Here is a 17,256-nt window from a genome sequence, read left to right on the forward strand (position 1 = left end):
CTCGCCTTCTTGGTTCAATGGGCTGGTGGATGAGGTCGAGGCGCGGGCGAGGTTCGGGGCGGCCAGGGTGGCCCGGCTCGCCACGGTCGACGAGCTCGGCCGGCCCCATCTGGTACCCGTCACCTTCGATGTGGACGGCGACACGGTCTCCTTCGCGATCGACCACAAGCCGAAGCGCACCACAGATCTCCGTCGCCTGCGCAACATCGCGGCCGATGACCGGGTGTGCCTTCTGGTGGATCACTACGACGACGACTGGTCACAGCTGTGGTGGGTCCGCGCCGACGGGAGAGCCCGGATCGTCGAGGGCGGTGACGGCGGTGACGACAGTGACGCACATGAAGCCCGCGAGCGGGCTCTCGCCCGCCTGGCCGAGCGCTACCGGCAGTACCGCGACCGGCCCCCGCAGGGACCGGTGGTCCTCATCGCGGTGGAGTCCTGGACGGGATGGTCCTACACGGGCCTGTAGTCCCACATGTCTCGCCGGGCCCCCTATGCCCGAGTAACTCCGGACCGAACTAAGACATTGACATCTGAGCGCTGTTATTCTCATACTGAGATTATCTCAATCTGAGAAGGACATGCGATGGATGAATCCGAGTTCCTGGCCGGCTACGACCCGCGCGCCTACCCTGCGGTCGCGGTGACGGTCGACGTGGTGGCGCTGACCATTCGCGGAGAGGCGTTGCACGTGCTGCTGGTCCAGCGGGGCGAGCAGCCCTATGCGGGACTGTGGGCGTTGCCCGGCGGATTCATCCGGCCCGGGGAGGATCTGCCGGAGGCCGCGGCGCGGGAGCTGAACGAGGAGACGGGTCTCACCGGGCGGGTGCACATCGAGCAGCTCGCCAGCTACGGAGCCCCCGAACGGGATCCGCGCATGCGGATCGTGTCGATCTCCTACCTGGCCTTCGCACCCGACCTGCCCGATCCCCGGGCGGGCTCGGACGCGGCGGACGCCGCCTGGCATCGGGTCGACCGGCTGCCGAAGCTCGCGTTCGACCACGAGCGCATCCTCGGACACGGCCTGGAGCGCGCACGCGACAAGCTGGAGTACACACCGCTGGCCACCGCGTTCGCAGGCGAGAGGTTCACGATCTCCGAGCTGCGCGCCGTCTACGAGACGGTCTGGGGTGTGCCGCTGCACGCGGGCAACTTCCACCGCAAGATCCTCTCGGTGCCCGGGTTCGTGGAGAGCACCGGGGAGACCACCGAGAGCGGCGGTGCCAGGGGCGGCCCCCGCGCCAAGCTCTACCGGGCCGGCGACGCCCGGCTCCTCCACCCCGCTCTGCTACGGCCCTCGCGAGAGGAGGAGGTCAGATGACCACGACCGCCGAGGCGATCGCCCTGGTGGCCGCCGCCCGTACGCCGGGCGACCTGTTCGGCGGCGACTCGCCGGGCCGGAGATACCGGCGGCTGGCGCGGCTGCTCCATCCCGATCTCGCGCCGGGGCCGGACGCCGCCGCGGCCTTCGCCAGGCTGGCCGAGCTGTGGGCGGCACACGGCCGGGAGACGAGAACCGCCCGGGACGACGGTCAGGGCAGCGAGACGAGGACTTTCCGAGACGGCAGGACGGGAAACGGCGAACCGGGAACCGGTCAGAGCGGCGGCCAGGACCGTGAGACGGGGACCCGTCGAGGCGGCGAGAAGGTGATCACCACCAGGCGGGGGACCTACCGGATCGGAGCCGTCTTCCGGCGGGGCGCGTCGGCCGTGCTGTACGAGACCGGCACGGACACCTTGCTCAAGCTTCCGCACAGCCACGCGGACAACGACCTCATGCGACGCGAGGCCGACGCGCTCAGGACGATCGCGAGGGACGGCGACCCGCTGTTCCTGCCGTACGTGCCCCGGCTGGTGGAGTCGTTCCGGCACCGCTCGAACGGGGTCGAACGGCAGGCGAACGTGATCAGCCGGGTGCCGGACGGGTTCGTGAGCCTCGCGGAGATCGCGCGCCGGCGACCGGTGCTCGACCCGAGGGACGCGGCGTGGATCTGGCGGCGGCTGCTGGTGGCGATCGGACTGGCCCACAGGGCCGGGGTCGTGCACGGTGCGGTGTTCGGACACCACGTGCTGGTCCACCCGGTCGACCACGGCCTGGTGCTCGTCGACTGGGGCCAGTCGGTCCCGCTCGGCACCCCGCTCACCGCCCTCGTGGCCAGACACCGCGACGACTACCCGGCCGAGGCTCTCACCAGGAAGCCCGCCACCCAGGCCACCGACATCCACCTCGCCACCCGCTGCGTGGCCGCCCTCATGGGCAACCGCGTCCCGGCCCCTGTCCGCCACTTCGTCCGGGGAAGCCTGGCGAGCCCGCCGGGCGACGCCTGGCGGCTTCTCGGTGAGCTCGACGACCTCCTCGACGACCTGTACGGCCCCAGGAAACACCGACCGCTCCATCTCTGAACGCCCCCAGGAAGCACCGACCGCTCCATCTCTGAACGCCCCCAGGAAACACCGACCGCTTCACCTCTGAACGGCCCCCAGGAAACACCGACCGCTTCACTTCCAAACAGCCCTCTCCACCTCTGAACGGCCCCCAGCCGGCAGGCGGCCCCGGAAGCGCGGGCACCTCCGTCTCCGGCCGACGGCCTCGGGCCCCTTGCACGCCCGATCAGAAGCCTCAAAAAGCACGAGCCCCCCACCCCTGACTTCAGGAGACATCCCTCATGGGAAGCGGAATCTGGTCCACCGACGTCTACTCCGCCGCCGAGAGCTACCGTGCGGCCAAGGGCGACAGCGCCTTCGCCTACAGCGACAGCGGCGCCCGTACCGTTCATGACGATCTCGATCCGCTCGGCGTGGCGGTCCGCGAGAGCCGCGACTCCGCCGAGCACCCCAACACGCTGGCCGTCGCCGTCCTCTTCGACGTGACCGGCTCCATGGGCGGGGTGCCCCGCACGCTCCAGACCAAGCTGCCCGACCTGCTCGGCCTGCTGCTCCGCAAGGGCTACGCCACCGATCCGCAGATCCTCTTCGGCGCGATCGGCGACGCCACCTGCGACCGTGCCCCGCTACAGGTCGGGCAGTTCGAGTCCGACAACCGGATGGACGAGCACCTCGGGAAGATCCTGCTCGAGGGCGGGGGCGGCGGCCAGAAGAGCGAGTCGTACGAGCTGGCGATGTACTTCATGGCCAGGCACACCGCGATCGACTGTTTCGAGAAGCGGGGGCGCCGGGGTTACCTGTTCATCATCGGCGACGAGCTGCCCTATCCGAAGGTCAAGCGCCGCGAGGTCGGCAAGGTCGTCGGCGACAGGCTCCGACAGGACATCCCGACCAGGGACCTCGTCGCCGAGCTGACCAGGGTCTACGACGTCTACTACATCCTGCCCGCCGGAACGAGCTACGCGGGGGACGATCAGGTGCTGACCGCCTGGCGCGAGCTGCTCGGCCAGAACGTGCTGGAGCTGGACGACCTGGACGCGGTCTGCGAGATCATCGCGCTCACCGTCGGCCTCGGCGAGGACGCCATCGGCCTGCAGGAGGGGCTGGACGACCTCGACGAGCTCGGCTCGTCCGCCGGCGCGGCCGTGGGCAGGGCCCTCGCCCGGCTCGACCGGGGCACGCTCGTGGTGGCCGACGACCTCGACCTCGGCGGCAAGAGCGGCGTGATCAGGCTGTGAGCAAACCACCCTTGCCGGCGAGAGCGATGTGGCCGGACTTCGAGCGGCGGACGCCCCCGAGCACCGCCACTCGGCCCGGACCGAGAACGAAGGCGTCGTATGCGTGAGCACGTGATCGTGGTCGACCTCGGGTACGGCGACGCGGGCAAGGGCACCGTCGTGGACTGGCTCTGCGCGCAGGAGCCCGTCCAGGCGGTCGTCAGGTTCAACGGGGGCGGGCAGGCGGCGCACAACGTCGTCCTGCCCGACGGGCGGCACCACACGTTCGCGCAGTTCGGATCGGGGACGCTCAGGGGCGTGCCGACCCACCTGTCCCGGTTCATGGTCGTGGACCCGCCGGCGCTGGCGGCGGAGGCCGCCCACCTGCGTGAGCTGGGGGTTCCGGATCCGTTCGGGCTGCTCACCGTGGACAGGGACGCGCTGCTCGCCACGCCGTACCACGTGGCGGCCGGCCGGGCCCGGGAGCTGGCACGGGCCGCGGACCGGCACGGGTCGTGCGGGATGGGCGTCGGCGAGACCATGGCGTATGCCCTGGCCCATCCCGGTCTTGCACCGACGGTCGGCGACTGTGAGAACCCCGCCCGGCTCACCCGCAAGCTGCACGCGCTCCGCGAGACGCTGGACGTGACGGGGCCGCCCGTGGAGGACTGTGTCGCGGCCTACCGGGCGTTCGCCGAACGGGTGATCCTCGTGGACTCCTCGTTCATGACCGCGCTGCTGCGCAGGCGGCCGGTGATCTTCGAGGGGGCTCAGGGCGTGCTGCTCGACGAGTGGTACGGCTTCCACCCCCACACCACCTGGAGCACGACGACCTTCGCCAACGCGCTGGCCCTGCTCGACGGGTCGGGTGCCGTAAAGCTCGGCGTGCTGCGTACCTACACCCCCCGGCACGGGCCCGGTCCGCTGGTCACCGAGGATCCCACGATCGAGGTGGCCGAGGCCCACAACGGGACCGGCCCCTGGCAGGGTCCGTTCCGCGTGGGTCACTTCGACGCGGTGGCCCACCGCTACGCCCTGGCGGTCGCCGGCGGGGCCGACGCGCTCGCGCTCACCCACCTGGACGCACCGGTGTCACGGATGTGTGTCTCCTACGACATCGGCGAGCTTCCCGTGGGCCCGGCGGGCGACCTCGACGCGCAGGCCAGGCTGACCGATCGGCTGCGGACGGCCCGGCCCCGCTATGCCGACGGCATCGTCGACTGGCCCGCGGCCGTGACCGAGGCCCTGGGAGTCCCGGTGTTCCTGGGCTCCTCGGGACCGACCGCCGCGGACAAGGCCGTATTCAGTAGTGTGATCACGCACGAGAGGGTATGACCAATCTCGTACGCTCCCTTTACCTGATCGCTAACTTTTACCCGGAGGAACCGATGGGTGTCGGGGTCAGCATCTTTTTTCTCACGATCGGCGCCATCCTCCGATTCGCCATCGAACCCGACGTTCTCGGCAGGAACGTACACATCGACGTCATCGGCCTGATTTTCATGATCGTCGGTGCCATCGGGGTCGTGTTGAGCCTCGTGATGGCGCCCAGGCGCGGACGGGTGTCAGATGATCGCCTGCTGCACCGTGAGAACAACCCGCCGGAAGTCTAGGCCTGGAAGACGAACTGTGCGGCTGCCCGGGATGCCACGATCGGCTTGATGTGTTCGGCGATCGCAGCCTGGTGCACGGGGTGGTCGCGGTAGACCAGGAAGTCGTCGACGTCGTCGAAGTCCGCGACGATCGCGAACTCCTGGTTACCGGGGTTCACGCCCGCGTCGGGGCCGAGGGTGTAGGCGCGGATTTCCGGAATGGCCCCGGGCAGCTTGGCGAGCTCGGCCGCGACATTGGCCTTCTGCTCGTCGGTGGCCCCTTCGGTCCATGTGAACAGCACGACATGCCTGAACATGATCTTCCCTTCGTTCGGGTGCCCGGCCAGCGTACGGCCAGACAAGGGAAGCATCGACGGCGGGGACGCCCTCGGGCCGCCTTCCTCAACCGGGCTCCGCGCCGTGCTCGGCGGCCTCGATCCCTCCGCCTCCCCCTGGTCCTTCTCAGATCCGGCATGGTGTCGCGCTGCGTTTGACGGGCTCGGTCCTTCCGTCTTCCCGGGGTCCTCTCAGACCCGGCGCGGTGTCGCGCCGTTGCGCTTGACGGGCTCGATCCTTATCGAATCGGGCCCCTGAGCGGGACCGAGCACGATCGTGCGCGCCGTTTCGGGTATGAGGCGGAGGTCGTGCGTGATGAGGATGGTCGTGCGGCCGGACATGAGCCGCTTGAGGGGTTCCATGATCCGTGCCGCAGTGGGTGAGTCGAGCCCGGTCATCGGCTCGTCGAGGACGAGCACCGGGGAGTCGCGCAGGATCGCCCGGGCGAAGGCGATTCGCTGACGCTGGCCGCCGGAGACGAGCCGGCCGCGTTGCCCGAGGGGTGTGTCGTACTGCTGGGGCAGCGTGCCGATGAAGTCGTGCACGTCGGCCATGACCGCGGCCCGGACGATGTCGTCCATGCCGGCGTCCGGACGGCCGTAGGCGATGTTGTCGCGCACCGTCCCGGAGAAGAGCAGGCTCTCCTGCTGGAGGATGGTGATGTTCTCGCGGAGTGCCTGGCGCGACATGTCGCGAATATCCACTCCGTCGAGAAGGATGCTCCCGGCCGAGGGATCGTAGAACCGCAGCAGGAGCTTGGCGAGGGTGGACTTGCCCACGCCGCTCGGCCCGGTGCACACGATGAGCTCACCCGGATCGGCGCTGAAGGACAGGTGCCGCAGCGTGGGCCTGGACCTGTTGGGATAGGTGAAATCGACGTCGACGAACTCGACCCGGCCGTGACTTCGCGTCGCCGGCTGAGCGGTCGCGTCGCGGTCGGTGACGGCAGGCCGGATCTGGAGGATCTCCATGACGCGGTCGGCGCCCGCCGCCGCCTCGGAGACGTTGAGCGCGATCTGACCGAGGTTCTGGACCGCCGGGTAGAGGTAGGCGACGTAGGCGGCGAAGGCGAGCAGCCCGCCGATGGTGAGACGCCCCTCCACGATCTCCCACGCGCCGACTCCGAGGATGACGAGCAGGCAGATGGTCTGGATGACCTGGGCGACCGGTCCGTACAGTGCGGACAGCCGGGCCTGAGTCACGTTGGCCTGCAGCCAGGTGCTGCCTTCGGCGTGCAGCCTCTCGGCCTCGGCCTTCTGGCGGTTGTAGGCCTGGACCAGGGACTGGTTGGCCAGGCTCTCCTCGATGACGCTGTTCATCGTGCCGTTGCTGAGCCGCTCGCGTGCGGCGGCGTTCCTGAACTTCGCCGCGAAGTACTTGGAGACCAGCAGGAACGCCGGGACCATCACGAACGTCACCAGCGCCAGATCCCACCGGATGTAGAAGGCCGCTCCGGCGAAGAAGATCACGCTGGCGATCGTCATGAAGAGCCGTACCAGGCCGGAGCCGACCAGTTCCTCGATGGCCTCGATGTCGTCGGTGAGCCTGGCCATCAGGTCGCCCAATCGGCGGTTTTCAAAGAAGTCAGGGGTGAGCGTCTGGATGTGGGCGAATGCCTTGTCCCGCAACCGCAGCAGAAAGCGTTCCCCGCCCACGGCCGTGGCATAGGCGCCGATGAAGGAGGCGATCCCCGCGACAACCGCGAGACCCAGCCAGGCGAGCGCGGGAACCCAGAACGCCTCCAAGGCCTGACGGCTGAGCACCTCGTCCGTGATGAATCCGAACAGCCCAATTGAGGCCACCTCGCAGACCGCCGCCACGATCGCGAACAGAACGCCGACCGCAAAAAGTCTGCGAACGCCACGGGTATAGGGCCAGAACTGCTGGAAGGCCTTCCGGATGGAAACCGCCGGCGCGACTGGAGGTGGCTGCACCATTAGTTTTAGTTCCTCCTCGGCTTGGTTCTTCCTCATTGACGCGCCTCCCAGTCGGCCCCTCAGAAGAGTGAGAGCCGACGGTTTCACCGTCGGCTCTCAGGTGGAGCTGGTTACCACCAACCGCCCCAGCGACGGCGACGGCATCCACAGCCACCACCGCAGCCGCCGCGGCGGCGCCAGCCCCAGCCTCCGCCCCAGCCCCAGTCGCGGGTCGGGAAGACCTTGTTGAAAGTCATTGCGTTCTCCCCTCGAACTGATCTTTCGTGCCTTACCAACCATGACATTAGCACTCATACCCGGACAAACAGGCTAATACAGCACGTATTGAAGATGTTTTAACCGCCCATTCCAATAAGCTCCCAATGTTGACCTAGGTAAACTCTCCCAAAATTACAACCCGACATTCTCTCAAAGACTTTACCTAAGAAGTTGAACCTTAAAGAAAGATTCAGGTAAGCCCCAAGGAGCGATTTTCATAATTTGCAGGGCACCTCCACCGCGTACGGCATACCGCCCCCCAGATGGGCTTCTGACTTTCATCACAAGAATTGACGCGCCGGGTCAGTAAATGAACGACGGCGGAGAGTGGCATATCGAAGTGCCCCCGGAGGGGAGTTCCGAGCGGGGCCCGGACGGCAGCAGGGGTCTCCGGACGGACCCGGGCATCCGGCGCCCGACGGCATCCGCGCGTGACGGGAAGGGGCGCCGGGGAAACATCCGCGGAGACGCCGCGAGCCCGCCCCCCTTTCGGCGGGGACGGGCTCGTGGTCTCACGTGTCGGCTCCGGACAGGCGGAGCGTCCTATGTGCCGGCCTCGGACAACTGCTGCCTCCTACGCCTCCTCCGTGCCGGAGCACCTGGAGAGCAGGACCTGTCGCAGGTCAGCCCCAGGCGAGCATGCGGAGCGGATCCTGGAGCATGGCGCCGATGTCGCGCAGGAAGAGCGAACCAAGCTCGCCGTCCACGACCCGGTGATCGAAGGAGAGGGCGAGCGTGCAGACCTTGCGCGGCACGATCTGCCCGTCCACCACCCACGGCATGTCCCTGACCTGGCCGAAGGCCAGGATGGCCGACTCGCCCGGGTTGAGGATCGGGGTGCCGGCGTCCACTCCGAACACGCCCACATTGGTGATCGTGATCGTGCCCCCCGCCATCTCCGCGGGCTGGGTACGGCCGGCCCTGGCGGTTTCGGCGAGGGCGCCCAGGGCTCTGGCCAGATCCGGGAGGGAGAGGGCGTGAGCGTCCTTGACGTTGGGAACGAGCAGGCCACGCGGGGTGGCGGCGGCGATGCCGAGGTTCACGTAGTGCTTGACCACGATCTCCTGGGCGGCCTCGTCCCACGCTGCGTTGATCATCGGATACCGGCGTGCGGCGACGAGCACCGCCTTGGCCACCAGGAGCAGCGGCGAGACCTTGACCTCGGCGAAGTCGGGCAGCTGCCGTAGCCGCCTGACCGCGTCCATGGTCTCGGTCACGTCCACCTGGAGGAACTCGGTGACGTGCGGCGCGGTGAACGCGGAGCTCACCATCGCCTGCGCGGTCGCCTTCCGCACCCCCTTGACCGGGATCCGCTCCTCACCCTCACCGGCCCGTACGGCTCGCGCCGCCACCGCCGGGGCAGGCGGGGCGTCGATCGCCGAGTGGACGTCGTCCCGCGTGATCGAGCCCTGCGGGCCCGTCCCGGTGAGTGCGGTCAGGTCGACCCCGAGGTCCCTGGCCAGCTTCCGCACCGGAGGCTTGGCCAGGATCGCGCCCCGGCCCGGCGACGCGATCGTCTCCACGGCGGCCGCGGTCCCGGTGGGGACCGGCTCGCTCCTCCAGGCCGATGACCGGGTCTGCGGCTCGGCGGACGGGCGGGCCGGCGGCTCGGCATACGAGCGGGCGGACGGCTCGCGGGCAGGCGGTTCGGCGGAATCCGTGGGGGACGGCTTGCGGGGACGGCGCTTGGCCGTGCCCATCTTGACGCCGTATCCCACCAGGACCGGCTGGCGCTCCTCCTTGGGAAGCGACGGCACCATGTCGTCGTTCAGTGCCGCCCCACGTTCGGAGGCGGAATCGGGACCGGATACACCGGATACAGAGCCGGAGACGGGGCCGGGACCGGGGTCCGTGCCGTCGTCCACGGAGATGATCGGCCTGCCGACGTCCACGGTCTCGCCCTCGTCGGCCATCAGCGCGGCCACCACGCCCTCGAACGGGCAGGGCAGCTCGACGACGGCCTTGGCGGTCTCGATCTCCACGATGATCTGGTTGACCTTGACCAGGTCTCCGACCTTCACATGCCAGCGGACGATCTCGGCCTCGGTCAGGCCCTCGCCCACGTCGGGGAGCTTGAACTCCTTCATCGTCACCCCCTTCTCAGAACGCGAACACGCGGTCGACGGCGTGCAGGACCCGGTCCAGGTCAGGCAGGTAGTGATCCTCCAGCCTGGAAGGCGGGTAAGGCGTGGACGGCCCGCCCACGCGCAGTACCGGGGCCTCCAGGTTGTAGAAGCACTCCTCGGTGATCCGGGCGGCGAGCTCGGCCCCGAAGCCGTTGAAGACCGGAGCCTCGTGCACCACGACGCACCGTCCGGTCTTCCGTACCGACTCTACGACCAGCTCGACGTCCAGCGGGTTGAGTGAGCGCAGGTCCACGACCTCCAGTGACCGGCCGTCGTCCTCGGCCGCCTTCGCGGCCTCCAGGCAGGTCTTCACCATCGGCCCGTAGGCGAGCATGGTGACATCCGTGCCCGGCCGTACCACCTTGCCCTGGTCGAAGGGCAGCCACGCGGCGGAGCCGGCCGAGGAGGTGGGGATGTCCACCTCCGCCTTCTCCCAGTAGCGCCGCTTGGGCTCGAAGAAGATGACGGGGTCGTCGCACCGGATCGCCTGCTGGATCATCTCGTAGGCGTCGGAGGGGTTGGAGCAGGCGACGACGCGCAGGCCCGCGGTGTGGGTGAAGTAGGCCTCGGGCGACTCGCTGTGGTGCTCGACGGCGCCGATGCCGCCGCCGCAGGGGATCCGGACCACGACGGGCAGCTTCAGCTTGCCCAGCGATCGCAGCGGCATCTTGGCCAGCTGCGTGATGATCTGGTCGGCCGCGGGGAAGACGAACCCGTCGAACTGGATCTCGCAGACCGGGCGGTATCCGCGCAGCGCGAGACCGATGGCCGTCCCGATGATGCCCGACTCCGCCAGCGGGGTGTCGATGACCCGCTGCTCGCCGAAGTCCTTCTGCAGCCCGTCGGTCACCCGGAAGACTCCGCCGAGCTTGCCCACGTCCTCGCCCATGACGAGGACCTTGGGGTCGTCCTCCATCGCCTTGCGCATGCCCTCGTTGAGCGCCTTGGCCAGCGTCAGGATGGTCATCCCTCGAACCCCTCCAGGTAGGCGCCGAACTGGGCGCGCTCTTCGTCCATCAGCCTGTGCGGCTCCGCGTAGACGTGATCGAAGATGGCGAGCGGTTCGGGGTCGGGCAGCGCCAGACAGCGTTTGCGCACGTCACGTCCCAGGTCGTCGGCCTCGGCGTCGATCGCGTCGAAGAACTCCTGGTCGGCGATCTGGTTTTTGAACATGTAGGACCGGACCCGCTCGATCGGGTCCTTGAGCTTCCACGCCTCCAGTTCGGCGGCCACCCGGTAGCGGGTCGGGTCGTCGGAGGTGGTGTGGGCGCCCATCCGGTAGGTGAAGGCCTCGATGAGCATCGGGCCCTGTCCGGACCTGGCGTCGGCCAGCGCCTTGCGGGTCACGGCGAGGCAGGCGAAGACGTCGTTGCCGTCGACCCGGACGCCCGGGAACCCGAACCCGCTCGCCCGGCGGTACAGCGGGATGCGGGACTGCTTCTCCAGGGGCTCGGAGATGGCCCACTGGTTGTTCTGGCAGAAGAACACCACCGGCGCGTTGAACACCGAGGCCCAGATGAACGACTCGTTCACGTCGCCCTGGGAGGTCGCGCCGTCACCGAAGTAGACGATCGCGGCGGCGTCGGCGCTGTCGCGCTGGATGCCCATGGCGTAGCCGACCGCGTGCAGGGTCTGGCTGCCGATCACGATCGTGTACAGGTGGAAGTTGTGCTCCGCGGGGTCCCAGCCACCGTGGTTGACGCCGCGGAACAGGCCGAGCAGGTTCACCGGGTCCACCCCCCGGCACCAGGCCACGCCGTGCTCCCGGTAGGTCGGGAAGGCCATGTCCGCTTCGGTCAGCGCCCGGCCCGAACCGATCTGCGCGGCTTCCTGGCCGAGCAGGGAGGCCCAGATTCCCAGCTCGCCCTGGCGCTGCAGGGCGACGGCCTCCAGGTCGACGCGGCGGACCAGGACAAGGTCCCGGTACAGGCCGCGAATCTCCTCCGGGGTCAGATCGATGTCGTAGTCGGGATGCTGGACCCGTTCTCCTTCGGGGGTCAGCAACTGAACGAACTCTGGGGGTGCTTCTCCGTGAGAGGCGTCGGCTGTCACGTGCCGCTCCTGTGTGCTCGGGGCCGTCTGGATGGGTTCGCCACCCCTGTCCGGCCGATCAGCGTCGCATTCGACCCGTTTGGTGGTGGTTCGTCCGCGTCTGAGGACATCGTGGCAGAGGTCACATACCTATGCGCAAGACCCATCTCGACGTCCATAAGATCCCCGTTCCCCTCGTACTTCCTTTCACCCTCGCACGATAGGACTCTGGCCCCTGCGTCGAAGTGCCGGGCAGGCCCGTTACTCTTGAGGCGCCGGACCGGCTCCGCTACAACCAGGAGGAACACCGTGGCGCGCGTCATCGTCGACGTCATGCTGAAGCCCGAGATTCTCGACGCGCAGGGGCAGGCCATCGCGCGAGCGCTGCCGCGGCTCGGCTTCTCCGGTGTCTCAGCCGTACGGCAGGGCAAGCGGTTCGAGGTGGAGCTCGACGGACCCGCCGACGAGGCCGCACTTGCGGACGTCCGAAAGATGGCGGAGACCCTGCTCGCCAACACGGTGATCGAGGACTACACGGTCACCGTCGACGCGTAGGCCGTCACATATCACACATCAGATTTCCTCGAATCCGGTTAAATCCCGCTTCGGGTGCCGCAGAATCCCACGGCTTGACCACCACTAAATAACATTAAGGTTATTTTGCGGTTAGCCCGGATTCTGTAGGGAAGCCTTCACTGGGTGACATCTCACCCGGGAGGGAAACCGGTGAACATGGAGTTCTCGCTGGCTTTACCGAGAGAGGCCATCGGCATTCCGATGGTCCGCAGGGCGCTGGGTGACTCCCTGCGTTCGCTCGGCGTCACCGAGGATTGCATCGCCGACATCCTCCTCGCGGTGACCGAGGCATGTGCCAACGCCGTACGCCACGGCGGCCCGGCCAACCGCTACGAGGTGGAGACGGAGATCGGCTACGGCCGCTGCGACGTCCGCATCATCGACAGGGGCCAGGGGCTCGTCCGGGTGCCGGAGCGCTACCCGGCGACGGACGTCGAGAACGGCAGGGGCATCCTCATCATGCAGGCCGTGGTGGACGAGATCTCCTTCGACATCGCGCCCGGCAGGGGCACCATCGTGCATCTGCGCAAGCACCTCGACTGGGACGAGGACGCCCTGTTCCTCAACGATCGCGTGCTCGCCGCCGTCTGAGCCGTCCGGGTCATCCGAGCCCTTTGAGGCGCCTGAGCTGTTCGGGCCCTTCGCGACCGCCTGAGCCGTACGGCGGTGCACACCGCCGTACGCGCCGGTGCCCGCCGTACGATCCTCCGCCTCCCGAGCCGATCCCGGCGCGATGAGCTGTGCGATCGGACACGTCCGCGCGTGACCTCCCCCCGGGAGCGGATAGCCTGGGAGCACCGCCGCAGACCGACGTCCGATGTGTGAGACGTCGGCGCGGTGCTCGTTTGTGGAGGGGAACGCTGCCATGAGTGCTGCCCGCGTGGGCGTCGTCACTTTTCCCGGAACTCTTGACGATCAGGACGCGGCCCGCGCCGTGCGTCACGCGGGCGGCGAAGCCGTCCCGTTGTGGCACGCGGACCCCGATCTCAAGGGTGTGGACGCGGTCTTCCTGCCGGGTGGGTTCTCCTACGGGGACTACCTGCGCTGCGGGGCGATCTCCAGGTTCGCACCGTTGATGGGAGAGCTGATCCCCGCCGCCAAGGCCGGTCTGCCGGTTCTGGGCACCTGCAACGGCTTCCAGATCCTCTGTGAGGCCCACCTGCTGCCCGGTGCGCTGATGCGCAATGCCGGGTTGCACTACGTCTGCCGCGACCAGGGCATCCGGGTGGAGAGCAACACCACCCCCTGGACCTCGGACTTCACCGAGGGCCAGGAGATCGTCCTGCCGATCAAGCACGGTGAGGGCCGCTACGTCGCCGACGAGGCGACCCTGAGCGCCCTGGAGGCGGGCGACCAGGTCGTCTTCCGCTACACGGGAGGCAACCCCAACGGCTCCCTCAACGACATCGCGGGCATCCGCAACGAGGCGGGAAACATCGTCGGGCTCATGCCGCACCCCGAGCACGCCGTCGAGGACCTCACCGGCGCCCCGAGCACCGACGGCCGCGGATTCTTCTCCTCCATCCTGAAGAGCTGGGTGAACGCATGAGTCTCGACACCGTCAAACGGGCCGAGGACACCCCCGACGAGCCGCAGCCGTACGCCGCGCTGGGCATGAAGATCGACGAGTACGAACGGGTCCGCGAGATCCTCGGCCGTCGGCCCACGGGCTCCGAGCTGGCCATCTACAGCGTCATGTGGAGCGAGCACTGCTCCTACAAGTCCTCCAAGGTGCACCTGCGCCAGTTCGCCACCAAGGCCCCGAAGTCGGAGGCCCTGCTCGTCGGCATGGGTGAGAACGCCGGCGTCGTGGACATCGGTGACGGCTGGGCCGCCACCTTCAAGATCGAGTCACACAACCACCCCTCCTACGTCGAGCCGCACCAGGGTGCGGCGACCGGCGTCGGCGGCATCGTCCGCGACATCATGTCGATGGGCGCACGGCCGATCGCGGTGATGGACGCGCTGCGCTTCGGCGCGGCGGACGCCCCCGACACCAGGCGGGTGCTGCCCGGCGTGGTCGAGGGCATCAGCCACTACGGCAACTGCCTCGGCCTGCCCAACATCGGCGGCGAGGTCGTCTTCGACCCCTGCTACATCGGCAACCCCCTGGTCAACGCGCTCTGCGTGGGTCTGCTTCGCAAGGACCAGATCAAGCTGGCCATCGCCCCCGGGCCTGGCAACAAGGTCATCCTGTTCGGGGCGCTGACCGGCCCCGACGGCATCGGCGGCGCGTCCGTGCTGGCCTCGGCCACGTTCGAGGACGAGTCGCAGGCCAAGCGCCCCAGCGTCCAGGTGGGCGACCCGTTCATGGAGAAGCTCCTGATCGAGTGCTGCCTGGAGCTCTACCAGGCGGACATCGTCGTCGGCATCCAGGACCTCGGCGCCGCGGGCGTCTCCTGCGCGACGACCGAGCTCGCGGCCAAGGGCACCGGAGGCATGGACGTCAGGCTGGACCTCGTCCCCCTGCGCGACCCGTCGCTGCGGCCCGAAGAGATCCTGATGAGCGAGTCTCAGGAACGCATGATGGCGATCGTCACTCCCGACAACATCGATGCCTTCATGGCGATCTGCGCGAAGTGGGACATCCCATCGACCGTGATCGGGGAGGTCACCGACGGGGGCCGCCTGGTGATGACCTGGCACGGCGAGACCATCGTGGACATCCCGCCGGGCACCGCGGTCGACGAGGGCCCGGTCTACGAGCGCCCGTTCCACGAGCCTGCCGGTCAGGTCGCGCTGAACGGCGACGACCCGAACCGCCTCGACCGCTCCTCCGACCTGCGCGCGACGCTGCTGGAACTGCTCGGCTCGCCCAACCTCGCCTCGAAGGAGTGGGTGACCTCCCAGTACGACCGGTACGTCCGGGGCAACACCGTGCTGGCCCAGCCCGCCGACGCCGGAGTACTGCGGATCAGCGAGGTCATGCCGGGCGCCGAGGAGACGACCAGGGGCATCGCGCTGGCCACCGACGGCAACGGCCGCTACGCCCGTCTCGACCCCTACGCCGGGGCCCAGCTCGCGCTCTCCGAGGCGTACAGGAACGTGGCCGTGACCGGCTCCACTCCGCTCGCCGTCACCAACTGCCTCAACTTCGGCTCCCCCGAGGACCCCGAGGTCATGTGGCAGTTCTCCGAGGCCGTACGCGGCCTGGCCGACGCCTGCAAGATCCTCGGTGTCCCGGTGACCGGCGGCAACGTGTCGTTCTACAACCAGACCGGATCGACCCCGATCCACCCGACCCCGGTGGTGGGCGTGCTGGGCGTGATCGACAACGTGGCCACGCGGGTGCGGACGGGCTTCACCGGCGACGGCGACAAGGTCATCCTGCTCGGCGACACCGACGAGGAGTTCGGCGGCTCCGAGTGGGCTCACGTGACCCATGGCCACCTCGGCGGCCTGCCTCCCCAGGCCAAGCTGGAGTCCGAGCGCGACCTGGCGCTCGTCCTGACCGAGGCCGCTTCGCGGGGTCTGCTGACCGGCTCCCACGACTTGTCCGACGGCGGTCTGGCGATCGCCCTGGCTGAGGCCTGCCTCGCCCAGAGCATCGGCTGCACGGTCTCCCTGACGGGCGACGACGCGTTCGTGGACCTGTTCAGCGAGTCGTCGGCCCGCGCGCTGGTGACCGTGAGGCCGGAGTCGTTCGACGCCTTCGCGGAGCTCTGCGCCAGCCACGAGGTGCCCTGCTACGGCCTGGGCACCACCGGCGGCACCACGCTGACGATCGCGAACGTCCTGGAGGTTCCGATCACCGAACTCCGGGAGACCCACACGGCCACCCTGCCGGGCATCTTCGGCTGATCCTCACACACGCGAAAGGGGGTGCGGCTCGTACGAGCCGCACCCCCTTCGTCGATCAGAAGCCGAACGCGGCGTCTGGTGCGCAGTAGGCGTGGACCACGAAGTCGGCGATATCTGTCGAGCTGTGATTGGCGACGCCCACGCTCCAGCTCCTCTTGGAGGGGCCGTTGGAGACCACGCCGACGGGGGCAAGAGGGACGGAGGCGTTCGGACGCACTCTTACGTGCCCGCCGGAGAACGGCATCCGGCCCTCGGGGCACTCCGCTTTCGCGGAGGCGACCTCATTCGCCGCTTGCTCGGACGTGAACGGCGTGACCGCGTCGTGGAGCGGATCAGCTGAGGACTTCTTCCCGAATCCGCGCCTGGCGGCTACTCCTCCGGGCTGTAGAAGATGAGGGACATGTGGACGGGCACGCCGTCCTCGTCGTCGCTTCCGTCGAAGTATTCGTCAATCAAGGCGGCGAGGCGGTCGCGCAGCTGCACGGCCCGCTGGGGAGACAGCCGAGCTTCGACTACCGCACTGATCGGGTTGCGGTACGACGTCTCGGGGGACGTCCGCTGATCGAGGCGGACCCTGCCCGAGGTCACGGCTACCGCATAGTCCTGGAGGAAGCTCTCGCAGCTCGCCATGTCGATGGCCAGCAGGTGGTCGGACGGGTCGGCGGTCTGGCCGAGCAGCGCGCTGTCCCAGCGCAGGCCGAACTGGCCTGTTCGGTAGCGATATTCGACGATTCCCGACACCAGCCGGGTTTCGGCAACCACGATGAGGCTGCACGCCTCCAGCTGCTTGACGTGCCGGTACAGCTTGGTGGGCGGCTCCTCCAGCTCCGCGGCCATCTCCTTGACGGACAGTATCGGCGGAGCTTGGCGCGCACCGCGCATCAGCAGTCGGAGGATGGCCAACCGGAGCGGGTCCGACAGCACCCGCAGCGTCTCGACGTCGTTGACCAGGCGGACCGGAGCAGGGTCACCGACCGCTGCTGTTGGAAGCACCATG

17 protein-coding genes are annotated in these 17,256 nt (G+C 68.5%); 10 read left to right on the forward strand and 7 right to left on the reverse strand.

Annotated elements, in window-relative coordinates; translation table 11 throughout:
• The first annotated feature begins 25 nt into the window (after positions 1–25).
• The 6 genes from DKM19_RS44240 to DKM19_RS44265 all read left to right on the forward strand — a co-directional run bounded on the left by DKM19_RS44240 (position 26) and on the right by DKM19_RS44265 (position 5,215).
• Positions 26–469 (forward strand): TIGR03668 family PPOX class F420-dependent oxidoreductase, encoded by a 444-nt coding sequence (locus DKM19_RS44240; protein WP_110704618.1) that lies wholly within the window; start codon positions 26–28, stop codon positions 467–469.
• 117 nt (positions 470–586) lie between these two features.
• Positions 587–1,321, forward strand: a complete 735-nt coding sequence (locus DKM19_RS44245; protein ID WP_110704620.1) for an NUDIX domain-containing protein — start codon at positions 587–589, stop codon at positions 1,319–1,321.
• Positions 1,318–2,403 carry a lipopolysaccharide kinase InaA family protein gene (locus tag DKM19_RS44250; RefSeq protein WP_110704622.1) on the forward strand — a complete coding sequence of 362 codons (1,086 nt, stop codon included), beginning with the start codon at positions 1,318–1,320 and terminating at the stop codon, positions 2,401–2,403. Before DKM19_RS44245 ends, DKM19_RS44250 begins: the two co-directional genes overlap by 4 nt.
• A gap of 263 nt (positions 2,404–2,666) precedes the next feature.
• A complete protein-coding gene (locus tag DKM19_RS44255) occupies positions 2,667–3,623 on the forward strand; it encodes a hypothetical protein (protein WP_110704624.1) in 957 nt (318 codons plus the stop codon).
• Positions 3,624–3,722: 99 nt separating this feature from the next.
• Positions 3,723–4,937 carry an adenylosuccinate synthetase gene (locus DKM19_RS44260; protein ID WP_110704626.1) on the forward strand — a complete coding sequence of 405 codons (1,215 nt, stop codon included), beginning with the start codon at positions 3,723–3,725 and terminating at the stop codon, positions 4,935–4,937.
• Entirely contained in the window at positions 4,934–5,215 is a 282-nt protein-coding gene (locus DKM19_RS44265; protein ID WP_239513924.1) for a hypothetical protein, read from the forward strand. Before DKM19_RS44260 ends, DKM19_RS44265 begins: the two co-directional genes overlap by 4 nt.
• On the opposite strand, the gene DKM19_RS44270 is transcribed toward DKM19_RS44265, so the two are convergent.
• The 6 genes from DKM19_RS44270 to pdhA form a co-directional block, all read right to left on the reverse strand.
• Positions 5,212–5,511, reverse strand: a complete 300-nt coding sequence (locus DKM19_RS44270) for a Dabb family protein (protein WP_110706417.1) — start codon at positions 5,509–5,511, stop codon at positions 5,212–5,214. The two genes, DKM19_RS44265 and DKM19_RS44270, sit on opposite strands and share 4 nt — an antisense overlap.
• A 210-nt stretch (positions 5,512–5,721) precedes the next feature.
• Positions 5,722–7,467 (reverse strand): ABC transporter ATP-binding protein, encoded by a 1,746-nt coding sequence (locus tag DKM19_RS44275; RefSeq protein WP_239513925.1) that lies wholly within the window; start codon positions 7,465–7,467, stop codon positions 5,722–5,724.
• A 110-nt stretch (positions 7,468–7,577) separates the two neighbouring features.
• Positions 7,578–7,703, reverse strand: a complete 126-nt coding sequence (locus DKM19_RS52680; protein ID WP_255415479.1) for a hypothetical protein — start codon at positions 7,701–7,703, stop codon at positions 7,578–7,580.
• 645 nt (positions 7,704–8,348) lie between these two features.
• On the reverse strand, positions 8,349–9,812 hold the full coding sequence (locus DKM19_RS44285; protein WP_110706418.1) for a dihydrolipoamide acetyltransferase family protein: 1,464 nt from the start codon (positions 9,810–9,812) through the stop codon (positions 8,349–8,351).
• A 13-nt stretch (positions 9,813–9,825) separates the two neighbouring features.
• Positions 9,826–10,818 carry an alpha-ketoacid dehydrogenase subunit beta gene (locus DKM19_RS44290; RefSeq protein ID WP_110704629.1) on the reverse strand — a complete coding sequence of 331 codons (993 nt, stop codon included), beginning with the start codon at positions 10,816–10,818 and terminating at the stop codon, positions 9,826–9,828.
• Positions 10,815–11,903, reverse strand: a complete 1,089-nt coding sequence (gene pdhA / locus DKM19_RS44295) for a pyruvate dehydrogenase (acetyl-transferring) E1 component subunit alpha (protein ID WP_110704631.1) — start codon at positions 11,901–11,903, stop codon at positions 10,815–10,817. The genes DKM19_RS44290 and pdhA overlap by 4 nt, the downstream gene beginning before the upstream one ends.
• Before the next feature lie 288 nt (positions 11,904–12,191).
• Here pdhA and purS point away from each other — a divergent pair, with 288 nt between their 5' ends.
• The 4 genes from purS to purL all read left to right on the forward strand — a co-directional run bounded on the left by purS (position 12,192) and on the right by purL (position 16,259).
• On the forward strand, positions 12,192–12,437 hold the full coding sequence (purS, locus tag DKM19_RS44300) for a phosphoribosylformylglycinamidine synthase subunit PurS (protein WP_110704633.1): 246 nt from the start codon (positions 12,192–12,194) through the stop codon (positions 12,435–12,437).
• 177 nt (positions 12,438–12,614) lie between these two features.
• The gene (locus DKM19_RS44305; protein ID WP_239514538.1) at positions 12,615–13,049 is read left to right on the forward strand and encodes an ATP-binding protein; all 435 of its coding nucleotides are present in this window, start codon (positions 12,615–12,617) and stop codon (positions 13,047–13,049) included.
• A gap of 274 nt (positions 13,050–13,323) precedes the next feature.
• Positions 13,324–14,007, forward strand: a complete 684-nt coding sequence (gene purQ, locus DKM19_RS44310) for a phosphoribosylformylglycinamidine synthase subunit PurQ (RefSeq protein WP_089211120.1) — start codon at positions 13,324–13,326, stop codon at positions 14,005–14,007.
• Positions 13,992–16,259, forward strand: a complete 2,268-nt coding sequence (purL, locus tag DKM19_RS44315; RefSeq protein WP_369990761.1) for a phosphoribosylformylglycinamidine synthase subunit PurL — start codon at positions 13,992–13,994, stop codon at positions 16,257–16,259. Before purQ ends, purL begins: the two co-directional genes overlap by 16 nt.
• A 369-nt stretch (positions 16,260–16,628) precedes the next feature.
• Here purL and DKM19_RS44320 read toward each other — a convergent pair whose 3' ends face one another.
• Positions 16,629–17,255, reverse strand: a complete 627-nt coding sequence (locus DKM19_RS44320) for a winged helix-turn-helix domain-containing protein (RefSeq protein WP_162642227.1) — start codon at positions 17,253–17,255, stop codon at positions 16,629–16,631.
• Position 17,256 lies beyond the last annotated feature (1 nt).

Source organism: Streptosporangium sp. 'caverna', assembly GCF_003203775.1.
GTDB lineage: Bacteria > Actinomycetota > Actinomycetes > Streptosporangiales > Streptosporangiaceae > Streptosporangium > Streptosporangium subroseum.